Source organism: Desertibacillus haloalkaliphilus (assembly GCF_019039105.1).
GTDB lineage: Bacteria > Bacillota > Bacilli > Bacillales > KJ1-10-99 > Desertibacillus > Desertibacillus haloalkaliphilus.
This window is the reverse complement of record NZ_JAHPIV010000001.1, coordinates 1-18139: the sequence shown is the minus strand read 5'-3', so window position 1 is coordinate 18139 and position 18139 is coordinate 1. Positions and strand designations below refer to the sequence as shown.

Here is an 18139-nt window from a genome sequence, read left to right as displayed (position 1 = left end):
AACACTACAACACGAAAGTGTCATCTGAAGGGAATGAATGATATGTTAGAAAATAAAACGGCGATTATAACTGGGTCGTCTCGAGGTCTTGGTAAATCGATTGCTTGGAAGTTAGCAAAAGAAGGCATGAACGTAACGATTGTTGGACGTTCATCTGACATTCATGAGGTTGCAGAAGAGTTAACACAAGCTGGCTATCGTGCGCTTGCCTGTCAAGCAGATGTGTCAGAAGAAAGTGATGTTGAAGCATTTGTAGAGGCTACACTCAAGCAGTTCGGTTCGATTGATACCCTTGTAAACAATGCTGGGGTAGGTCTCTTTAAGTACATCGAAGATATCACGCTTGAAGAGTGGCAACGACTATTTAACATTAATGTACAAGGCGTATTTTTGTGTTCAAAAGCTGTCGTACCTCATATGAAGGAGAGGGAAGAAGGAACGATTATTACGATCTCTTCTGATGTTGGGAGACGTACGATGCCAAAAGGAACGGCCTATACCGCCACAAAATATGCCGTTCAGGCCTTTTCCGGGTCATTAGCACAAGAAGTAAGGGAGTATGGCATTCGTGTTGGTACGATAAATCCGGGAATGATCGATACGTATTTTAATCAATCAAAGCAAGGTGAACCTCATAAGGAAGATTGGCTAAAAGCCGATGACGTCGCTGATGCTGTTGTATATATGGCGAGCGCTCCAAAACATGTCGTCATCGATGAAATGATGCTACACCCGCTCATCCAGGAATATCCACGAGTGTAGTTAAAAGTGGCTCTGCTAGAATTAAAATAGCAGAGCCATCATTAGTGTGGATCCGCTCAGAGTTCCCTCGGAGTGGTGCCATTACGAACGGTGGTTGATAAGTGAAGGGAATGTTTCCCACTCGGAAACATTTGGTTATAACGAATAAATTAGTTTGAAAGAAGTTAATGGAGGAACTGGGAAGTCAGTTTTTTTCCTAACGACTAATTACTAACCAACTAACACTAGAGTTCTGCATAAATATAGGGATAAATTAGATTTTCTTATTGATTTGACTCCAAATAAAAGTTAAATTGTGTTAAAATATTAAATATTGAGAAAACTTATAAGCGAATGAAGTATGAAGTACCTTCTTTTTCTTTTGTAAATAGGGAAAGCGCTTTCTATTAAAAGTTATGGAAAGAGGTGTTTATATGCAACATGCGAACGAGCACGCTCCTATGCTATTCAATGAACGTACATTTAAGGATTTAATTGATGAAGGTCTTGAAGAAAGAAACCGTGATCGAGCAAAGCAGAAATTGATTCAGGCGCTAAGCATACTCGACCTTGCGCATGTACCTCCAGTTACATCAACTCATACCGAAGACCGTACTCAGTTATACTTACAAGCTTCTGAAAAACTTGCCCAGTTATTTGTGGCAGAGGAACAATTTGATAAAGCGATTGAAGTTTGTGAAACTATATTAGTAGTTGATGAGAAATGGGAAGAGGCATATCGACTCTTAATGTATAGTTATTATCGTAAAAATAAGTTATCAAAAGCCTTTAACTTATATGAAGATTGCTGTATGCGCTTAAAGAAACACCTTAATCGAAAACCACGTGTAGCAACAACACAGATGGTTCAAATGATGAAAGAAGCGATGACGATCGCAAGGCAATAGATTGATGTAGTGTGGTTACACTACTTATTTTTTTGGCGTTTTTTATGTTTGAAAATGGATCTTGAGATTTATCAGGTACTATAATTGAAGCAAAGGAGACGGAAGTTATGGCCAATCATTTGATTATTTATATGCATCCAACTCGAGATAGCTTCAATGGAGCTCTATTAAGGACCTATGAATCTGCGCTTGTAAAACTAGGTGAACATGTCGTTGTCAGACGATTATATGAACTAAACTTTGATCCCTTGCTCACTCAAACCGAGTATGAGGAATCGTTTCATGGCATGTACAGACAAGATGTAAAGGCAGAACACGAATACATCGAAGCAGCAGATGTGATTACATTGGTGTTTCCGGTATGGTGGGCGGGACTTCCCGCACTAGGTAAGGGCTATATTGATCGTGTTTTTTCTTACCGATTTGCATATGAACTTGATGGCGAATGTCCAATTCCAAAACTAACTGGGAAAAAGGTAGCGACCATTTGTACGTCGGGGACACCGAAAGAAGAGTATCAGCAAACAGGAATGCTCAAAAGTATCTATCAAACCTTAGGTGATGGTATTTTTTCATTTTGTGGATTAGAGGTCATTGATCATCTCCATTTTGGAAATGTTGTTCTTGCTAGTCGAACAGAATATGAGCAAATGTTTGCTGCAGCTGACGCATTTGCAAAAAAAATAAGTAAGTCAGTGGGAAGAAGGGAAACAAATGATTGATGCACATCTTCATCTCGATAAATATCCACATGATCAGCTTGAATTGATGATCGATCACTGGCAAGATGCAGGCATTACACAAGTTGTAGCGGTTTCCACCGATCTAGCTTCATCTTATCGAACGTTACGACTTAAGCAGGAATTTCCTAATTTTATTATCGCTGCTATTGGCTATCACCCGGAACAGCAACCGCCAACCGATCATGAGCTCAATGAAATCTTTTCGCTTTTAAATAACGAACGTGATTTGATTGATGCGATCGGTGAGATCGGATTGCCACATTATAGTATAGCCGAGCTAAATGAAAGGGAATGGCAGAAGCACCTGAACGTATTTAGTGAATTTCTTCAACAGGCCAAACAGCAACAGCTTCCTGTTGCAATTCATGCTGTTCATGATAAAGCAAAACGGGCATTGGCCGTCCTTCAGCATCATAAGATAAAAGCAGCTCACTTTCATTGGTTAAAAGCTGACGCTGATACGTTAACTAAGATGATAGAAGCTGGCTATTTTATATCTGTTACTCCTGAAGTTGTTTATCGTGAGCGAGATCAGCAGCTGGCTAGCCGTGTTCCGCTTGATCAGCTGCTGATTGAAACCGATGGACCATGGCGGTTTAATGGACCATTTGAGGGAAAAGCAACGACACCTTTATTTTTGTGGGATGTAATACATAAACTAGCGGAGGTCAAAGAATTGTCAGTTAGTGAAGTTCAATTACAACTAACAGCAAATACAATTCATTTTTACAGAAAAGAAGCATGAAAAGCAAACAAGCTTTATAAGAATAGAGTAGGTTGAGTTAATGACAGGATCAAGGGAGAGGTGGACCTTGCGCAAACATTTACTTGTTTTTCTACTCTTATTTCTTGTATATAGTCTTGCCATCAGCTGGTATTTGTTCCGTGTGGACACGAGCATTCCAGAAACACTCGTTGGGACCGCGGCTGATCCACAGACATTTATGACAGCAGAACAGTTGACGTTATCACAAGAGTTCGCGACGTTTCGCAATTTGATCTATTTCATTAATATTCCATTAGAGTGGCTGATTTACTTAGTTGTTCTCATTCTAGGTTTATCGCAGCGCTTCCGAACATGGTCAGGGGATGTCACAAGGTACTCTATCGTACATACAGCCATTTACGTAACGTTGCTTTCCCTCATAACTTGGGCTCTTACTTTTCCACTTAAATGGTACAACTATCAGTTAGCAAAAGAATATCAGGTCTCAACACAGTTGTTTTCTGATTGGTTCAGAGAGGAACTGATAAGCTTTTGGGTAGGGGTCATACTATTGACAATCATGGTCGTCGTCATTTATCAATTAATGAAAGTCAGCAAAAAGCGTTGGTGGTTCTATACATGGCTATTATCGATACCATTTACATTAGTGATGATGTACATGCAGCCGGTCGTTATCGATCCTCTCTATAATGATTTTTATCCGATCCAAGATCAGCAGCTCGAGCAACAGATTTTGCAGTTAGCAGCTGATGCAGATATTGCTGCCGACCGCGTCTATGAAGTTAATATGTCTGAAAAAACAAATGCCCTCAATGCCTATGTGACTGGGATTGGTGATCATCTACGCATCGTGTTATGGGATACAACGTTAGAGGTGATGAGCGAAGAGGCTGTGTTATTTGTAATGGCTCATGAGATCGGACATTTTGTATTGAATCATTTACCGCTGCTAGTGGTCGGCTCAATCGTTTTGTCGTTCTTTGGACTATATCTTGGGTACCGACTCCTCAACTGGAGTGTCAAACGCTTTGGAGAACGTTTAGGTATTACTACACCGTCAGATATAGCAACAGTGCCGATCTTGTTGCTCATTTTCTCGCTTCTCTCGTTTGCAGTGAGTCCGTTTTCGAACCTTGTTTCCCGGGAGTATGAATATCAAGCAGACAGCTATGCGATTGAGATGACAGGTGATCCAGAGGCTGCGATCGATGCGTTTCAGCAGCTAACGATCGCGGGTTTAAGTGATGTGAGTCCACCAACACTTGTGAAGTGGTTCCGCTACACACATCCGCCAATGATCGAACGTATCAGTCAATTTGACCAAACAGCTATTGAAGATATCCACCTAAAAGATTAGCTCGATTTTTGACGTTGTATTAGAAATATCACGAACAGGAGACACTATCTAGTAGACGAATCTGAGCACTGGAAGAACAGGTGGAGGACTTATGAAGATTATCGCAATTGATGGTGGTGGAATACGTGGTGTGTTTCCTGTTGCAATTCTCAAGCGTTTAGAAGAAGATCATAATCGACCAATACATGAGTTGTTTGACATGATTGCTGGTACAAGTACAGGGGCGATCATTGCGGGGGCGATTGCAACAGGAAAACCAATGGCTGACTTATTAGAGCGTTATCGAACGTATGGGAAACAAATTTTTGTAAAGCAAGCGCAATTTGGATTGTTTAAAACAGTCTATACGGATAAGCACTTGCGACGGTTTTTGAAGCAAGAATTGGGGGATACAATGCTAGCAGATATCCATCAGCCCTTGTTAATTCCGTCCGTCGACATTACCCACGGAGAACCACACGTGTATCGTACAAAGTTTGGGGAGGAAAGCGAAGCAAAGGACCAAGAGGTGTTTTTATGGGATGCCGTACTATCTTCGTGCTCTGCACCGCTTTACTTTCCACCCAATACAACTAAACAATTATTAACGATTGATGGAGGCTTGTGGGCAAATAACCCGTCATTACTTTGCCTAACTGAAGCACTCCATCATTATCATAAAAAGTTAGAGGATATTCACATTTTCTCATTAGGAACAGGTCAGCAGGATATTCGCTTCTCGCCCAAAAAAGGCCATGCATGGGGGATTAGAAAGTGGTTTCCGATTAAGTGGCGACCATTTACAGTCACACCTAAGCTACTTGATTTCGCCTTACACCTTTCTTCAGAATCTTTGTCTTACCATTGTCAGCTTTTACTCGGTGAGCAATTTTATCGGGTTAATGAAAAGTTATCTGGGGAAGTACCTTTTGATGATGTGACACAGACTGAATCATTGATTTCGTTAGCTAATCAAGTCTATGAAGAAAAGAAACAGGATATGAACCGATTTCTTGGGTTAAATTGATAAGTTCTGGTATGTGCTGTTACCATAAGTCATCAAATAGACGTTGGTCAATCAAATTCGTATCGATTGGGCACTCGTCAGCGTCACGTCCATATTGCCATGCCCAAACATTCGCTTCACATGGCGGTGTCGCAGGATTAAATTCAGGTTTGTTTGCTCGAGTTGTTACACCAGGCTCGGGTTCAGCACTCCACAAAATCGATTGTGTACGTACGCGGTCACTTTCTTCAATCGCTTGGCAATACGCATCGCTAAATTGACCTCTAACCGGATCGTGGTAAAATCCAGGTTTATAACCACTCGGGTACATTTCATCGACCCAACCTTGAATCCATCCGGCGTCAACATTAAAAAAGTGTTCAACGTTGGCAAAGATCACTGTTCCTTGGCGAATGCCAAGACGCCGTGCATTTCGTATTGCTCGCCTCGCATCTTCCTTTCCTCGAGCGTATATGACGGACTGGCGAAAGACATTGTAAATCGGCATAATTCGTACACCACTACCGCGAAGGAAGCGGATCTCCTCTTCACTCAGACCCTCACTAACACCCGGAACCGTCGTTAAGTATCGTCCCCAATAATCAGGGTAACCAAAATTATCAACAACACATTCAAATAGGTTCATATCAGCAGCTGCGGCAGAATCAATTCCCCATCTGTAAGGTGGCATAGGCTTCACTCCAACTCATTATTTTCGTCTTTGTATATGTATGAAAAAAAGACTTGTATTAGTAAGGAATCTTTTAAAAAAATAAAAAGACAAACAAAACCCTCTTGCTTCCAGATAGAAAGCCCAAGAGGGTGAGAAGTATTTGAGTTTTAACGTTATAAATTTTTGATATCATAGCCTTGTTTTCTTAACATTGCTGGAACATCTTTATAGTACTGCTTATTGTAAAATCCAGCGATTCGTTTCGTCCAGCCATCATCGCTTTCACCATTGGTGCGTTCACGTGTGTACATCGACATTGTCTGATCATAGTCGATCACTTGCTGTTTTGTATCGGCCGTATTGTAAACTTCTTCATGGAGAATCGCTTCTTTTGGAAAGCGTGGTTTTTGACCTGGATCTTCGTTCGGATAACCGATACATAGTCCAGAAATTGGGATTACATAGTTTGGTAGCTCTAATAATTCAATGACTTCTAATGCGTTTCTGCGAATACCACCAATCGGTACAATACCTAATCCAAGAGATTCTGACGCTGCGATTGCATTGCCTAGAGCGAGACCTACATCTGTTGCACCGACAAGTAAAGAGTCAATGTCGCAAACGGCATGAAGTGGTTCATTTTCAATGTCTGAAGCGATACTTGTTCGGTAAAAATCAGCACAGAAAACAAAGAATAGTGGTGCTTGAGCGACACTTGCCTGATGACCAACAAGCTCTGAGAGCTTTTGCTTCTTTTGTTCATCGGTGACTGAAATAATTGTTACTTGCTGTCCATTGACCCAGGAAGGTGCAGCTTGAGCTGCTTTTACGATCGCATCGATATCCTGTTCTTGGACTTGTTTATCAGTAAAAGTACGTATCGATCTGTGATTTGTTAATGTACGAATAACCTCATTCATCTTAGGGCCCCTACCTTTCATTTTTGATATGTGTTAAAAGTGAAGATAGCTTGCAGCTAAACGGATACAATTGTAACTCTTTCGGGTGATAATAGGCAATCAGTAGAGTTTCAGCTGGTTTGATTTCGTCTGTTACTAAATAATGGTGGATGTCAAATGGAAGAACATCAATCATCGTATGTTTATGAAGGTCTTTTTCGGAAAGACCAAGGGCTTGAAACTCGCTAGATACAAACTCTGGATGGCTTGCTAACACTTTTAAATAGTTGGATTGCTCTTCTTTCGTTAATGCAAACGTCGTCCAAGACGTTCTTGGCTTATGCTTATGATTATGAAAATAATCATAGGTAAGCAACCCAATAATGGTTTCTAGGTGCTTTGTTTCGTTTCGATCCGTCAAAAACTGATGCAAGCGTCTGAAGAGATCTTCTAGTTGGTGACCAATGCGAGACCAGCCTTTTTCGTCCCAATAGTCTCCAAAGGCTTGGAAGAAATCAAATGCTGAATCAAATTCATGTTCAACTAAAAATTCGATGGTATGATCCATGCGATGGTCGTTCCAGTACTTCTCAAGAACATCCTCGACACGTTTGATACGAATGATGTCCGAGAACGGAAGAACATTGTTACCGAGTATTTCATAAGGTGAATGATCCATGTAAACGTAACCGTGGTCCTCAGCACGCAAACGTAAACCTGTACCGCGCAGCATTTTCAAAAAGCCAAGCTGTAATTCCTCAGGGCGGAGGGCGAAAACATCGTTAAAGGTTTTACGAAACGAGTGATAATCTTCTTCCGGCAACCCTGCAATCAAATCAAGGTGTTGATCAATTTTACCTCCTTCTTTGACGAGGGCGACTGTGCGTTTTAGCTTTTCGAAGTTTTGTCTTCGCATCACAAGATCGTTCGTTTCATCATTGGTTGATTGGACCCCAATTTCAAAACGGAAAATGCCTGGTGGTGCATGTTCATTTAAGAAATCTAAGACTTCAGGACGCATAATATCGGCTGTAATTTCAAATTGGAAGACAGCACCGCCATGGTTATCGATTAAAAACTGAAAAATCTCCAGTGCATAATCTCGTTTGATGTTGAAGGTACGATCCACGAACTTAATTAATTTTGCTCCGCTGTTGATTAGATAGAGTAAATCATCTTTGACACGTTCAATATCAAAGTAGCGAACCCCAACTTCAATGGATGATAGGCAAAATTGACAGCTAAATGGACAGCCGCGACTTGTCTCAAAATAGGTCACTCGCTTGTTAAGAGCTGCTCTGTCTTCTTGGAAACGGTATGGTGAAGGAATCTGGTTTAAATCTAGTTTTGGGCGAGGTGGGTTTACAACAGCGTCACCATTCTTGCGATACCCAAGACCAAATACCATATGTAGCTTCTCTTCACTATTTAATTCTTCAAGTAACTGTTTAAACGTTTCTTCGCCTTCACCGACAACGATATAATCAGCTTCAGGAATACGTTCAAGCCAATCCTTAACATCATAAGAGACTTCAGGACCACCAAGGACGATTTTTACCTCTGGCTTTACTTTTTTTAGCATTTTTACAATTTCGATTGTTTCTTCTATGTTCCAAATGTAACATGAGAAGCCAATGACATCTGGATCTTTGCTATATAAATCGGATACGACATTCATAGCTGGATCTTTAATTGTATATTCAACAATCTCAACAGGTAAATCAGGTTCTGCATAGGCTTTTAAGCAGCGTAATGCTAGGCATGTATGAATATATTTTGCGTTTAATGTCGTTGCAATTACTTTCAATGTTTATCCCTCGATTCAATCATTAGACTTCTAGTATCATATCATATCGCTTCATTTGTGAAAAATCATTCGAAAAGTACATATGAGCAGTGAATAAGAGCACATGTCGGGCGACAAGGTCGTAAGTATGAGTTGCATTGACTTAGCCAATGTTGTTATTGTTAAGAATGGAAAAAAGAAAAAGGATTTGATGAAATGACGCTACTAACATCACAATGGACATTAATTGTAATTTATGCACTTATTTTTATTGTTTTAACAACGCTCTTCTCTTATAGTTTAGCAAAAATGTTAAAAAAGAAAAATTTAGAAAAAAATAAGAAATATCAAACGGTACCCGCATTTTTATTTGTATTGGTGTTAGTTGTGATGTTTTTTGTGATCGAGCAAACGTTTGTTGAACATGTCTATTTGAATGACGTTTTTGTGACTGAGGAACATGTGGAGTCGGTGGATCATCAACAAAAGATTTTGTCATTAACTAACGACTATGTCATCGTTGACGGGATTTATTCGCATGGGTATGTTCGGGAAGTTCAAACGACAGAGGGTCATGTCACGGTTCGCGTCAATGTCGATGATTACCAAGAGTTGCGAGCGTATCATCATGACTTGCAGGCTTCCAGAATCATTGACAAAGGTGAGACTCGATTTAACTTTCATATTTATTATGATGAGCGATTGAGTGACGAGGTCGTAGCGATGATTGAAAGAGCTCTTGATCAAACAGGTACAATTGAAGAGGCTGTTACATTTGCAACTGAACAGTTAAATCGGATCTATGACAGCCATACCTTTGACATCTCAGTTGTAGAAAACCAACCGTAATTGAAGCGGTTGGTTTTTTCATTGCAAACGGTTCGTATATATCGATGGTGATTGTAGGTAAAGACCGATTTAGTTGAAAAAGTAGTACAAAATAAATGGTGTCACGGTAACAATTAAGAGCAGACGATATAGGTGGATCGTGACAACGGTTGGAACCGAAATCGGATACTTTTCAGCTAAGACAATCATTTCCGTCATTCCAGCGGGTGCGGTACTACAAATCGCTGTTAACGGATCAAATTTAAGAGTTGTCTTTAAAAAGTAAGCAAGTAAAAAGGCGATCATGATTTGCAAAAGTGGGATCAATAGTGCCGCAGTCCAAACCGATGCTAAAGCCGCAAACGTTTCCTCATTAAATGTCAAACCGATACTGCCGCCAAGCAGCATCTGGATGATTCGTTTTATTTTTTTTGGTAGCGGTGGTAATTGCTTCGTTTTTAACTGTACGGCTGCAATCACAAGAAGGGATCCTAGTAATGCACCAAGTGGAAAACCGCTAAAAAAACCGATCGTTCCGCCGAGTAATGCAAGTGCGCTAGTTGTGACCCATCGTTTCAAGCTGATTTCCCCCATGTTTGTTTTGTCGTCTATAAATAAATTCGAGCAAAATTGGAAAAATCGTCATCACAGACAATACACGAGTTAAATGAAGCATAATCACAATTGGTGCGTGCATTGATAAGGCTTTTGCAATTGTTGCCATTTCAATCATACCCCCTGGTGCTGCAGACAGAATCGTTAGACCGGTATCAAGACCGGTGAACGTAGCAACGACATAGCCAATTCCAATTGTCATCACAAAAACACTACCTGTGATCGCCACTAAGCTAATACTTAATTTTCGTAGTTCATTAAGTGATAAACTCAAAAAATTTAAACCGACCATTAATCCAAGAGTTGTTTGCATAAAAAAAGATATGACAACGGTTTGTTCAAGCTGTAGAACCATAAATGTTTTTGCAAGTCCAACCGCAAACATCGCTCCGATAATTGAACCTACAGGGAGTCTGAGCCACATGCCGATATAACCCCCAATGATGGATAAGAAAATAAATAATAGGAATTGAAAGAAGTCCATACAATGTGTAAGCCTCCATGAAAATAATGGTAAGTACACTTCTAGTGTACTTTAGTCGGTGTGTTATAAACAAGAATAAACAAGAGGCAATGAGGGAGATTAAACGTAGCTTGACTATTACACTTAAAGGAGCTTAAGTATGAAGGCAGTAACGTATCAAGGTATTAAAGATGTACAAGTTAAAGAGGTTCCTGATGCAAAGTTAATTAAAGAAGACGATATTCTCGTGTCAGTTACAAGTACAGCGATCTGTGGGTCAGACCTTCATTTAGTTCACGGAATGATGCCCAACTTTCCTGAAGGCTATATTATCGGTCATGAACCGATGGGGATCGTTGAGGAAGTAGGTCCAGCAGTGACAAAAGTCAAGAAAGGCGATCGCGTTGTCGTCCCTTTTAATATCGCTTGTGGTCAATGTTATTTTTGTACACACGAATTAGAAAGTCAATGTGATAATGCAAACCTTCATGGCCAAGCAGGGGCTTATTTTGGCTATTCAGGTACATTCGGTGGCTATCCAGGTGGACAAGCCGAGTTATTACGCGTTCCTTATGGCAATTTTGTTCCTTTTGTTGTACCAGAAGATTGTGAATTAGAAGATGAGAGTCTCCTTTTTTTATCAGACATTATTCCAACGGCGTATTGGGGCGTTGAACAAGCGGAAATCAAAAACGGCGATACAGTCATTGTCCTCGGCTGTGGACCTGTTGGCTTATTTGCGCAAAAGTTTGCGTGGTTAAAGGGTGCCAAACGCGTGATTGCCGTTGATTACGTTCAATATCGACTAGAACATGCGAAACGTACCAATCATGTCGAAGTGTTTGATTTTACGAAAATTGATGACTTTGGAACTTACTTAAAAGAAATTACCAAAGGCGGAGCCGATGCGGTCATTGATTGTGTTGGCATGGATGGTAAAAAAACAGCCGTTGAAATGATTGAATCAGCCGTTGGGCTTCAAGGTGGAGCGATGGGAGCAATACAAACGGCAAGCCAAGCAGTTCGTAAAGGTGGGATTGTCAGCATTTTAGGCGTTTATGGAACGAGATATAATATGTTTCCGTTAGGTGACTTCTTTTCCCGTAACATTACCTTAAAAATGGGACAAGCACCAGTTATTCATTTCATGCCAGAATTATACGAAATGATCAAGCGTGAGCAGTTTGATCCAACAGATATTATTACCCACAAACTCCCACTCTCAGAAGCACAACGAGGCTATGATATTTTTGACGAGAAACATGATGACTGTATAAAAGTGATCTTAAAACCGTAGAGGTAGGTTGTACAAATGAAGATGGAGCGAAAGGGGAAGTCCCAAAAGAAATATATACCTTTTAGGACCTCTTTTCTTCGCTCTTCTTCCATTATGTTAAGGTTGCCATTAATAGTAAGTCAGCATACTCGCTGTCATGATACTTCACTTGCCTTGTTAGTTTACCTTCCTCAAAAAAGTTGAACGCTCTATAGAGGTTAATCGCTCGTTCGTTAGTTGCAATCACTTCAAGACAAATCTTTTCGAGCTGAGGCTCTTGTTTTGCCCATGTTAGTAAGGCATCAAGCAGTTGTTTGCCAACCCCGACATCTCGCCAGCCTTTTTTGACAATCATACCGAATCTACCGATATGTGCCATTCGCTCGGCAGCTTCGCTGTAACAATTGAGGACACCGACAATTTCCTGATCGACTTCAGCAACAATCATTATATGTTTTGGTTGATCCTTATGAAAATGGATCATTTCAACTTGTTGGTCGACAGTGAATTGAAAGTCTCTCGTGGTACCAATCAATGTGTCGCCCTCGGAAGCAACGGCAATGCTTAAGTCAAGAAGCTGTTTAGCATCGGGTGTAGTAGCTTCGCGTAAATGAATGGTGTGGTCATGCTTGATTTGCACGCGCTTAGGTAAACTCATATTCATCCCTTCTTTGTCATATTGTTCATACATTTTATGAGGCACGCGTGCAAATGTGACTGAGCGTTAGTATAGCTGAGGACGGCGATCTTCAAATACTGGGATGCGGTTGCGGATAGAAGTCACATCATCACTAGAAATCTCACCATAAACAATCATTTCGTTTTCATTGCCTTCAGAAATGATCTCACCCCAAGGATCGATGATCATTGAATGGCCGGCAAATTGGTTGTTAGGATCACTTCCAACACGGTTACAAGCGATCACATAAGTTTGATTTTCAATCGCTCGGCTAACCAAAAGGGTACGCCAGTGATCAACACGTGCCTTTGGCCATTCCGCTGTAACGAACATAAGCTTCGCTCCATCAAGGACATGTCGGCGAATCCATTCAGGGAAGCGAATGTCATAACAAATGACAGAAGCTGCTGGAATCCCCTCGATCGTAAAACTTCCTTTGTCATCCCCCGCAATTAAGTATTTTTCTTCATCCATAAGTCGAAACAGATGAACTTTACTGTACTCACCAATGATTTCTCCCTTACGGTTAAAGGCAAAAGTCGTATTTAACGTACCTTCGTTTGTTTGATTAGCTATTGAACCAGCGACAATATTCACGTTGTATTGCTTGGCAAGTTCGGAAAATACACGTTTTGTCTTTTCTCCTTTGTGGTCAGCAATTTGATCTAGGCGAGTTAAATCATATCCTGTTGTCCATAACTCTGGGAGAACGATAACATCTGGTTGCTGTTTACTGGCGTTTTTAATCATTTGTTGTGCTTTTGTGAAATTTTCAGCAGGATTCCCAAAAGAAATATCCATTTGTAAGAGTGCTAGTTTTAGCTTCATTGATTGTACTCCTTTCGAAATGTAACTTGTTTAGGTTAAAGGTGTTCAAGTTGGCTTTCCTGTGCGCTGCACTCGTATGAAAAGCATACGTCCCTATTGCTCTTAGCTACGCCGCCTCGAATTTCTTCGATCTTTTGAACACGCACCTAAATATAAGGTGATGTTTGTAAAATTGCATCTTTTTACACACTACTATTATTTTACCATTTTAATTGAATTTGGGGAAAAGATTGAATGTTCTTGATTCCTTTATTACTTGTTTGCTAAAACGCTTTATCGTAGAAAATATTTTTGTTTACAACTAATAGGCCAATGTACTATTATTATTACTAACTATTAGAATATTTTAAAAATTATAGGGGATAACATTATGAAAAAAGGATTACGTACTCTTTTTGGGTCAGCTGTTATTAGTGCGCTAGCACTAACAGCATGTGGAACGAGCGATGAAACCGCTCAAAATGATGGAGACAGCGAGGCACCACCGCAGGAAACAGAAGAAATGTATACAGTCGGGGCGACACAAATTGTCGAACACCCATCACTAGATGCTGCTTATGAAGGTTTTAAAACAGCTCTAGCTGACAATGGCTTTGTTGAAGGCGAGAATATTACCTATAATTTCCAATCAGCACAAAACGATCAAAATAATACAGGAACAATTGCGAATAACTTTGTTGCTGATCAAGTCGATTTAATCTTTGCAAATTCAACGCCGAGTGCGTTAGGGGCGTTAAATGCAACAGATGAGATTCCAATTATCTTTACGTCTGTAACTGATGCTGTTTCTGCAGGATTAGTAGGGTCAATGGACGAGCCGGGAGAGAATATTACCGGAGTTGTTGACCTTCATCCTGAATCGATTGAGAAGTCAGTCGCATTTTTAGATACTTATTTTCCTGACTCAGCTGTCGGTTTGATTTATAACTCAGGTGAAGCGAATTCTATTGTACAAATTGATTTAGTTGAAGAAGCGATGGAAGACAGTAGTTTAGAACCGGTAACCGTAAGTGTATCAACTTCAGCTGAAGTACAACAAGCCGCTGAATCGTTAATTGGAAGAGCAGACGTTTTTTATGTCGTCACAGATAATACGGTTGTTTCAGCGCTAGAATCTGTGGTTGGTCTTGCTGAAGATCAACAAATACCGTTGGTCGTTGGTGAGTTTGATTCTGTTCGACGTGGTGGCTTCATGGCCTATGGATTTGAATATTTTGATATTGGCTATGAATCAGGTGAAATGGCTGCCAAAATCTTGAGTGGGGAACAAACAGCTGGAGACATTCCAGCCCAATATCCACAAAGCTTACGTCTAATGATGAATGAAACAGCTCTAGAGGAACAAGGGATTGAGTGGAACGATGAATGGGATGAGTTAGTAGAGGAACTTGTAGAATAGAAGGTACACAAAAGAGAGGGAGAGGAATCTATGTTTATATCAATCTTTGGTTCATTTGAAGCTGGGATCATCTACGCACTAATGGCTTTAGGAGTCTACCTCTCCTTTCGAATTCTTGATTTTCCAGACTTAACGGTGGATGGAAGTTTTGTGACGGGAGCAGGTGTAGCTGCGATCATGATCATTAATGGTTTCTCCCCGCTTGTTGCAACCGTCACTGCAATTATCGCTGGTTTTATTGCTGGTTGCTTGACAGGAATTTTGCATACGAAAGGGAAGATTAATCCATTGTTGTCTGGGATTTTAATGATGATTGCCTTGTATTCGATTAACCTACGAATCATGGGTCAATCGAACCTGCCATTGTTAAACCAAGACACGATATTTACGAAGGTTACCGAGGTTTGGCAAGCACTTGGGATCGATCAGTTTTTCAATTCGATTGCAACAGCTATCGGGCTTTCACAAACCCCGCGAACTTGGGCGATTCTTTTCTTTGTGTTAGTGATTGTGTTGATGATTAAGTTTTTAACTGACTATTTCTTAAAAACAGAGGTTGGTCTTGCGATTCGTGCTACTGGTGATAATAAGCGAATGATTCGTAGTTTTTCTGCCAATACCGATTCGTTGACGATTGTTGGTCTCGGTATTTCTAACGGATTTGTCGCGCTATCTGGTGCGTTAATCGCACAGCACGGCGGTTTTGCTGATATTGGTATGGGAATTGGTATGATTATTATCGGCCTTGCTTCGGTCATCATTGGTGAAGCCTTATTTGGAACGAAAACGATTGCGAGAACAACGTTAGCAGTCATTGGCGGTGCGATTATTTATCGTATTGTTGTCACACTTGCACTGCGTGTTGACTTTTTAGAAACGGGTGATATGAAGTTAATTACGGCTATCATTGTCGTTGCAGCACTCGTAACGCCAAAGATCATAGAAGCTAGAAGAGAAAAGAAACGGCGAGTTAAAAAACGGGCCGCGTTAAAACAATTGGATGCCGACGGGGAGGAGAAGCACGTTGCTAAATCTTAATCATGTGAGTCTAACGTTTAATGAAGGAACACTTGATGAAAAAAAGGCACTGCAGCAGATTGATTTATCGCTTGCTTCAGGCGATTTTATTACAGTGATTGGGAGTAATGGTGCAGGAAAATCAACGTTGATGAACGTGATATCAGGTGCACTGACACCGGATGTCGGTGAAGTGATTATCGATGATAAAGATGTCACTCATTTACCGGAATATAAACGTTCTGAGCTGATTGGGCGCGTCTTTCAAGATCCTATGGCAGGAACTGCACCAACGATGACAATCGAAGAGAACCTTGCGATGGCGTATGCAAGGAATAAACGCCGAACGTTGAAGGTGGGGGTAACGAAAAAGCGCCGTGATCTCTTTCGAGAGTATCTGCAAACGTTAAATTTAGGGTTGGAGGATCGATTAACTGCAAAGGTAGGATTGCTATCTGGTGGTGAACGTCAAGCGTTATCATTATTAATGGCAACATTTACTGAACCTAAAATCTTATTACTTGATGAACATACGGCGGCGCTAGATCCGTCACGTGCTGAATTGATTACGACGTTAACAGGAGAGATCGTTGAGGAATTTAAGTTAACGACGTTAATGGTGACCCATAATATGCAGCAAGCCCTTGACTTAGGAAACCGCTTGATTATGATGGATAAAGGTCAGGTGATTTTCGATGTCGCTGGTGCTCAAAAGCAACAATTAACGATTGAAAAGCTACTTCAAGAGTTTCAAAGAATTCGAGGAACACAGATTGCAAATGATAAGGCTGTACTAGGATAGATGAGGGAGTGCTTCAAAAGTCGATCTTTTGAAGCACTTTTTTTCTGAATCCTTCGATATAGCTCAATAAAGGAATTTTTTGTCGAATAGCGAAATAGTAACAGAATGATTTATAGAGAAGCGATAATGAACGTAAAAACAGACAAGGAGCGATCAGGATGAAATTTGTTACATTTAAAGTAGAAGATATTGAAAAGATTGGTCTTATTGATGATCAGGGTAACCGCATCATTGATTTGCGAGCATTACAGGTAGCAGGAGGAAGAGATGTTACATTGCCTGCAACATTACTAGAATGCATCCAATTAGGTGAAAAGTTTCCAAACGAAGTGCGTGAGTTGATGCAGGGTGTTTCGAATGAGAAGAAGGGACAAGTCGCCTATGAGCTTTCAGATGAGCGGGTTCATCTGAAAGCACCGATCCCTAGACCGAGTAAAAATATCTTCTGTGTAGGGAAAAATTATGCGGCTCATGCGATTGAAATGGGTAGTGAGGCAGATATTCCCGAACATCCGATGCTTTTTTCTAAGGCACCGACAGCAGTCATTGGCCCTAATGAAACGGTGTTACGTCATCAGGACGTCACAGATCAGCTTGATTATGAAGGTGAGATTGCTGTAGTAATCGGCAAAAAGGGAAAAGCGATTGCCAAAGAAGATGCACTTGATTACGTATTCGGTTATACGCTTTTAAATGATATCACAGCAAGAGATCTACAAAAGCGCCACAAACAGTTTTTACTTGGAAAAAGTTTAGATACATCTTGTCCGATGGGACCTTATCTCGTTTATCGTGACGAAATTAACGATCCCCATTCATTAAACATAGAAACGCGCGTCAATGAAGAAATCAGACAAACCGGTAATACATCACAATTTATTTTTGATATCGCGACGATCATATCGACGATTTCAAAAGGGACGACGTTAGAGGCGGGTGACATCATTGCAACAGGTACGCCAGCTGGTGTTGGTAAAGGTTTCAACCCACCGAAGTTTTTGAATGCCGGTGATGTGATAGAAATAGAGGTTGATGGATTAGGAATATTGCGTAACCAAGTTGAGAGATAAAAAGGTCACTGAAACAAGCCATAAAAGTTGAATATAAGTTATTTTTATACACATAACCGCTGGTGCTGACATATGATTTACTGTACTTCTAAACAAATAACTATTTTTTAGGAAGGAGTATTTCAATGGCTTGTAATTGCAATAGTAAGGGCGCAGCAATGCCCGGACACGGAGCAGGTCCAGCACCTGGAATGATGCCTGGATACGGAGCAGGTCCAGCACCTGGAATGATGCCCGGACACGGAGCAGGTCCAGCACCTGGAATGATGCCCGGACACGGAGCAGGTCCAGCACCTGGAATGATGCCTGGATACGGAGCAGGTCCAGCACCTGGAATGATGCC

20 protein-coding genes are annotated in these 18139 nt (G+C 40.7%); 12 read left to right on the top strand and 8 right to left on the bottom strand.

From position 1 onward, the window contains the following. The first annotated feature begins 42 nt into the window (after positions 1 to 42). From KH400_RS00100 to KH400_RS00075, 6 genes are all read left to right on the top strand, one after another. The gene (locus KH400_RS00100) at positions 43 to 762 is read left to right on the top strand and encodes an SDR family oxidoreductase (RefSeq protein ID WP_217221126.1); all 720 of its coding nucleotides are present in this window, start codon (positions 43 to 45) and stop codon (positions 760 to 762) included. A 413-nt stretch (positions 763 to 1175) separates the two neighbouring features. After that, positions 1176 to 1649, top strand: coding sequence for a bacterial transcriptional activator domain-containing protein (locus KH400_RS00095; RefSeq protein WP_246589101.1), 474 nt, complete (start codon positions 1176 to 1178; stop codon positions 1647 to 1649). Positions 1650 to 1756: 107 nt separating this feature from the next. Beyond that, positions 1757 to 2371: an NAD(P)H-dependent oxidoreductase gene (locus KH400_RS00090; RefSeq protein ID WP_217221124.1), complete on the top strand. Its 615-nt coding sequence runs from the start codon at positions 1757 to 1759 to the stop codon at positions 2369 to 2371. Beyond that, positions 2364 to 3137 (top strand): TatD family hydrolase, encoded by a 774-nt coding sequence (locus tag KH400_RS00085; RefSeq protein ID WP_217221123.1) that lies wholly within the window; start codon positions 2364 to 2366, stop codon positions 3135 to 3137. Before KH400_RS00090 ends, KH400_RS00085 begins: the two co-directional genes overlap by 8 nt. Positions 3138 to 3204: 67 nt before the next feature. After that, the gene (locus KH400_RS00080; protein ID WP_246589100.1) at positions 3205 to 4476 is read left to right on the top strand and encodes a M48 family metallopeptidase; all 1272 of its coding nucleotides are present in this window, start codon (positions 3205 to 3207) and stop codon (positions 4474 to 4476) included. 91 nt (positions 4477 to 4567) lie between these two features. Next, positions 4568 to 5482: a CBASS cGAMP-activated phospholipase gene (locus KH400_RS00075; protein ID WP_217221121.1), complete on the top strand. Its 915-nt coding sequence runs from the start codon at positions 4568 to 4570 to the stop codon at positions 5480 to 5482. A 19-nt stretch (positions 5483 to 5501) separates the two neighbouring features. Here the strand turns inward: KH400_RS00075 and KH400_RS00070 are convergent, their stop codons facing one another. The 3 genes from KH400_RS00070 to KH400_RS00060 all read right to left on the bottom strand — a co-directional run bounded on the left by KH400_RS00070 (position 5502) and on the right by KH400_RS00060 (position 8840). Further along, positions 5502 to 6152 carry a glycoside hydrolase domain-containing protein gene (locus KH400_RS00070; protein ID WP_217221120.1) on the bottom strand — a complete coding sequence of 217 codons (651 nt, stop codon included), beginning with the start codon at positions 6150 to 6152 and terminating at the stop codon, positions 5502 to 5504. Between the two features lie 155 nt (positions 6153 to 6307). Next, complete coding sequence (locus KH400_RS00065; RefSeq protein ID WP_217221119.1) at positions 6308 to 7054, bottom strand: NADPH-dependent oxidoreductase; 747 nt, start codon at positions 7052 to 7054, stop codon at positions 6308 to 6310. A gap of 10 nt (positions 7055 to 7064) precedes the next feature. Further along, positions 7065 to 8840, bottom strand: a complete 1776-nt coding sequence (locus KH400_RS00060; protein ID WP_217221118.1) for a B12-binding domain-containing radical SAM protein — start codon at positions 8838 to 8840, stop codon at positions 7065 to 7067. Between the two features lie 195 nt (positions 8841 to 9035). Between KH400_RS00060 and KH400_RS00055 the strand changes: the two genes are divergently transcribed. Next, positions 9036 to 9668: a hypothetical protein gene (locus tag KH400_RS00055; RefSeq protein ID WP_217221117.1), complete on the top strand. Its 633-nt coding sequence runs from the start codon at positions 9036 to 9038 to the stop codon at positions 9666 to 9668. A 69-nt stretch (positions 9669 to 9737) separates the two neighbouring features. Here the strand turns inward: KH400_RS00055 and KH400_RS00050 are convergent, their stop codons facing one another. Together KH400_RS00050 and KH400_RS00045 are read right to left on the bottom strand one after the other, a co-directional pair. Further along, positions 9738 to 10226, bottom strand: coding sequence for an AbrB family transcriptional regulator (locus KH400_RS00050; RefSeq protein WP_217221116.1), 489 nt, complete (start codon positions 10224 to 10226; stop codon positions 9738 to 9740). Then, the gene (locus KH400_RS00045; RefSeq protein WP_217221115.1) at positions 10204 to 10746 is read right to left on the bottom strand and encodes an AbrB family transcriptional regulator; all 543 of its coding nucleotides are present in this window, start codon (positions 10744 to 10746) and stop codon (positions 10204 to 10206) included. Before KH400_RS00045 ends, KH400_RS00050 begins: the two co-directional genes overlap by 23 nt. Before the next feature lie 139 nt (positions 10747 to 10885). Between KH400_RS00045 and KH400_RS00040 the strand changes: the two genes are divergently transcribed. Then, positions 10886 to 12022 carry a zinc-dependent alcohol dehydrogenase gene (locus tag KH400_RS00040; protein WP_217221114.1) on the top strand — a complete coding sequence of 379 codons (1137 nt, stop codon included), beginning with the start codon at positions 10886 to 10888 and terminating at the stop codon, positions 12020 to 12022. Positions 12023 to 12113: 91 nt separating this feature from the next. Here the strand turns inward: KH400_RS00040 and KH400_RS00035 are convergent, their stop codons facing one another. Next, positions 12114 to 12659 (bottom strand): GNAT family N-acetyltransferase, encoded by a 546-nt coding sequence (locus tag KH400_RS00035; RefSeq protein ID WP_217221113.1) that lies wholly within the window; start codon positions 12657 to 12659, stop codon positions 12114 to 12116. A gap of 66 nt (positions 12660 to 12725) precedes the next feature. After that, positions 12726 to 13508 carry a carbon-nitrogen family hydrolase gene (locus tag KH400_RS00030; RefSeq protein ID WP_217221112.1) on the bottom strand — a complete coding sequence of 261 codons (783 nt, stop codon included), beginning with the start codon at positions 13506 to 13508 and terminating at the stop codon, positions 12726 to 12728. A 370-nt stretch (positions 13509 to 13878) separates the two neighbouring features. Here KH400_RS00030 and KH400_RS00025 point away from each other — a divergent pair, with 370 nt between their 5' ends. The 4 genes from KH400_RS00025 to KH400_RS00010 all read left to right on the top strand — a co-directional run bounded on the left by KH400_RS00025 (position 13879) and on the right by KH400_RS00010 (position 17796). Beyond that, the gene (locus KH400_RS00025; RefSeq protein ID WP_217221111.1) at positions 13879 to 14907 is read left to right on the top strand and encodes an ABC transporter substrate-binding protein; all 1029 of its coding nucleotides are present in this window, start codon (positions 13879 to 13881) and stop codon (positions 14905 to 14907) included. Between the two features lie 30 nt (positions 14908 to 14937). After that, positions 14938 to 15945 (top strand): ABC transporter permease, encoded by a 1008-nt coding sequence (locus KH400_RS00020; protein WP_217221110.1) that lies wholly within the window; start codon positions 14938 to 14940, stop codon positions 15943 to 15945. Then, positions 15932 to 16726, top strand: a complete 795-nt coding sequence (locus KH400_RS00015; protein ID WP_217221109.1) for an ABC transporter ATP-binding protein — start codon at positions 15932 to 15934, stop codon at positions 16724 to 16726. The genes KH400_RS00020 and KH400_RS00015 overlap by 14 nt, the downstream gene beginning before the upstream one ends. A 158-nt stretch (positions 16727 to 16884) precedes the next feature. Beyond that, the gene (locus tag KH400_RS00010; protein WP_217221108.1) at positions 16885 to 17796 is read left to right on the top strand and encodes a fumarylacetoacetate hydrolase family protein; all 912 of its coding nucleotides are present in this window, start codon (positions 16885 to 16887) and stop codon (positions 17794 to 17796) included. Between the two features lie 100 nt (positions 17797 to 17896). Here KH400_RS00010 and KH400_RS00005 read toward each other — a convergent pair. Continuing rightward, a partial coding sequence (locus KH400_RS00005) for a hypothetical protein (protein WP_217221107.1) occupies positions 17897 to 18139 on the bottom strand: 243 nt, incomplete at its 5' end.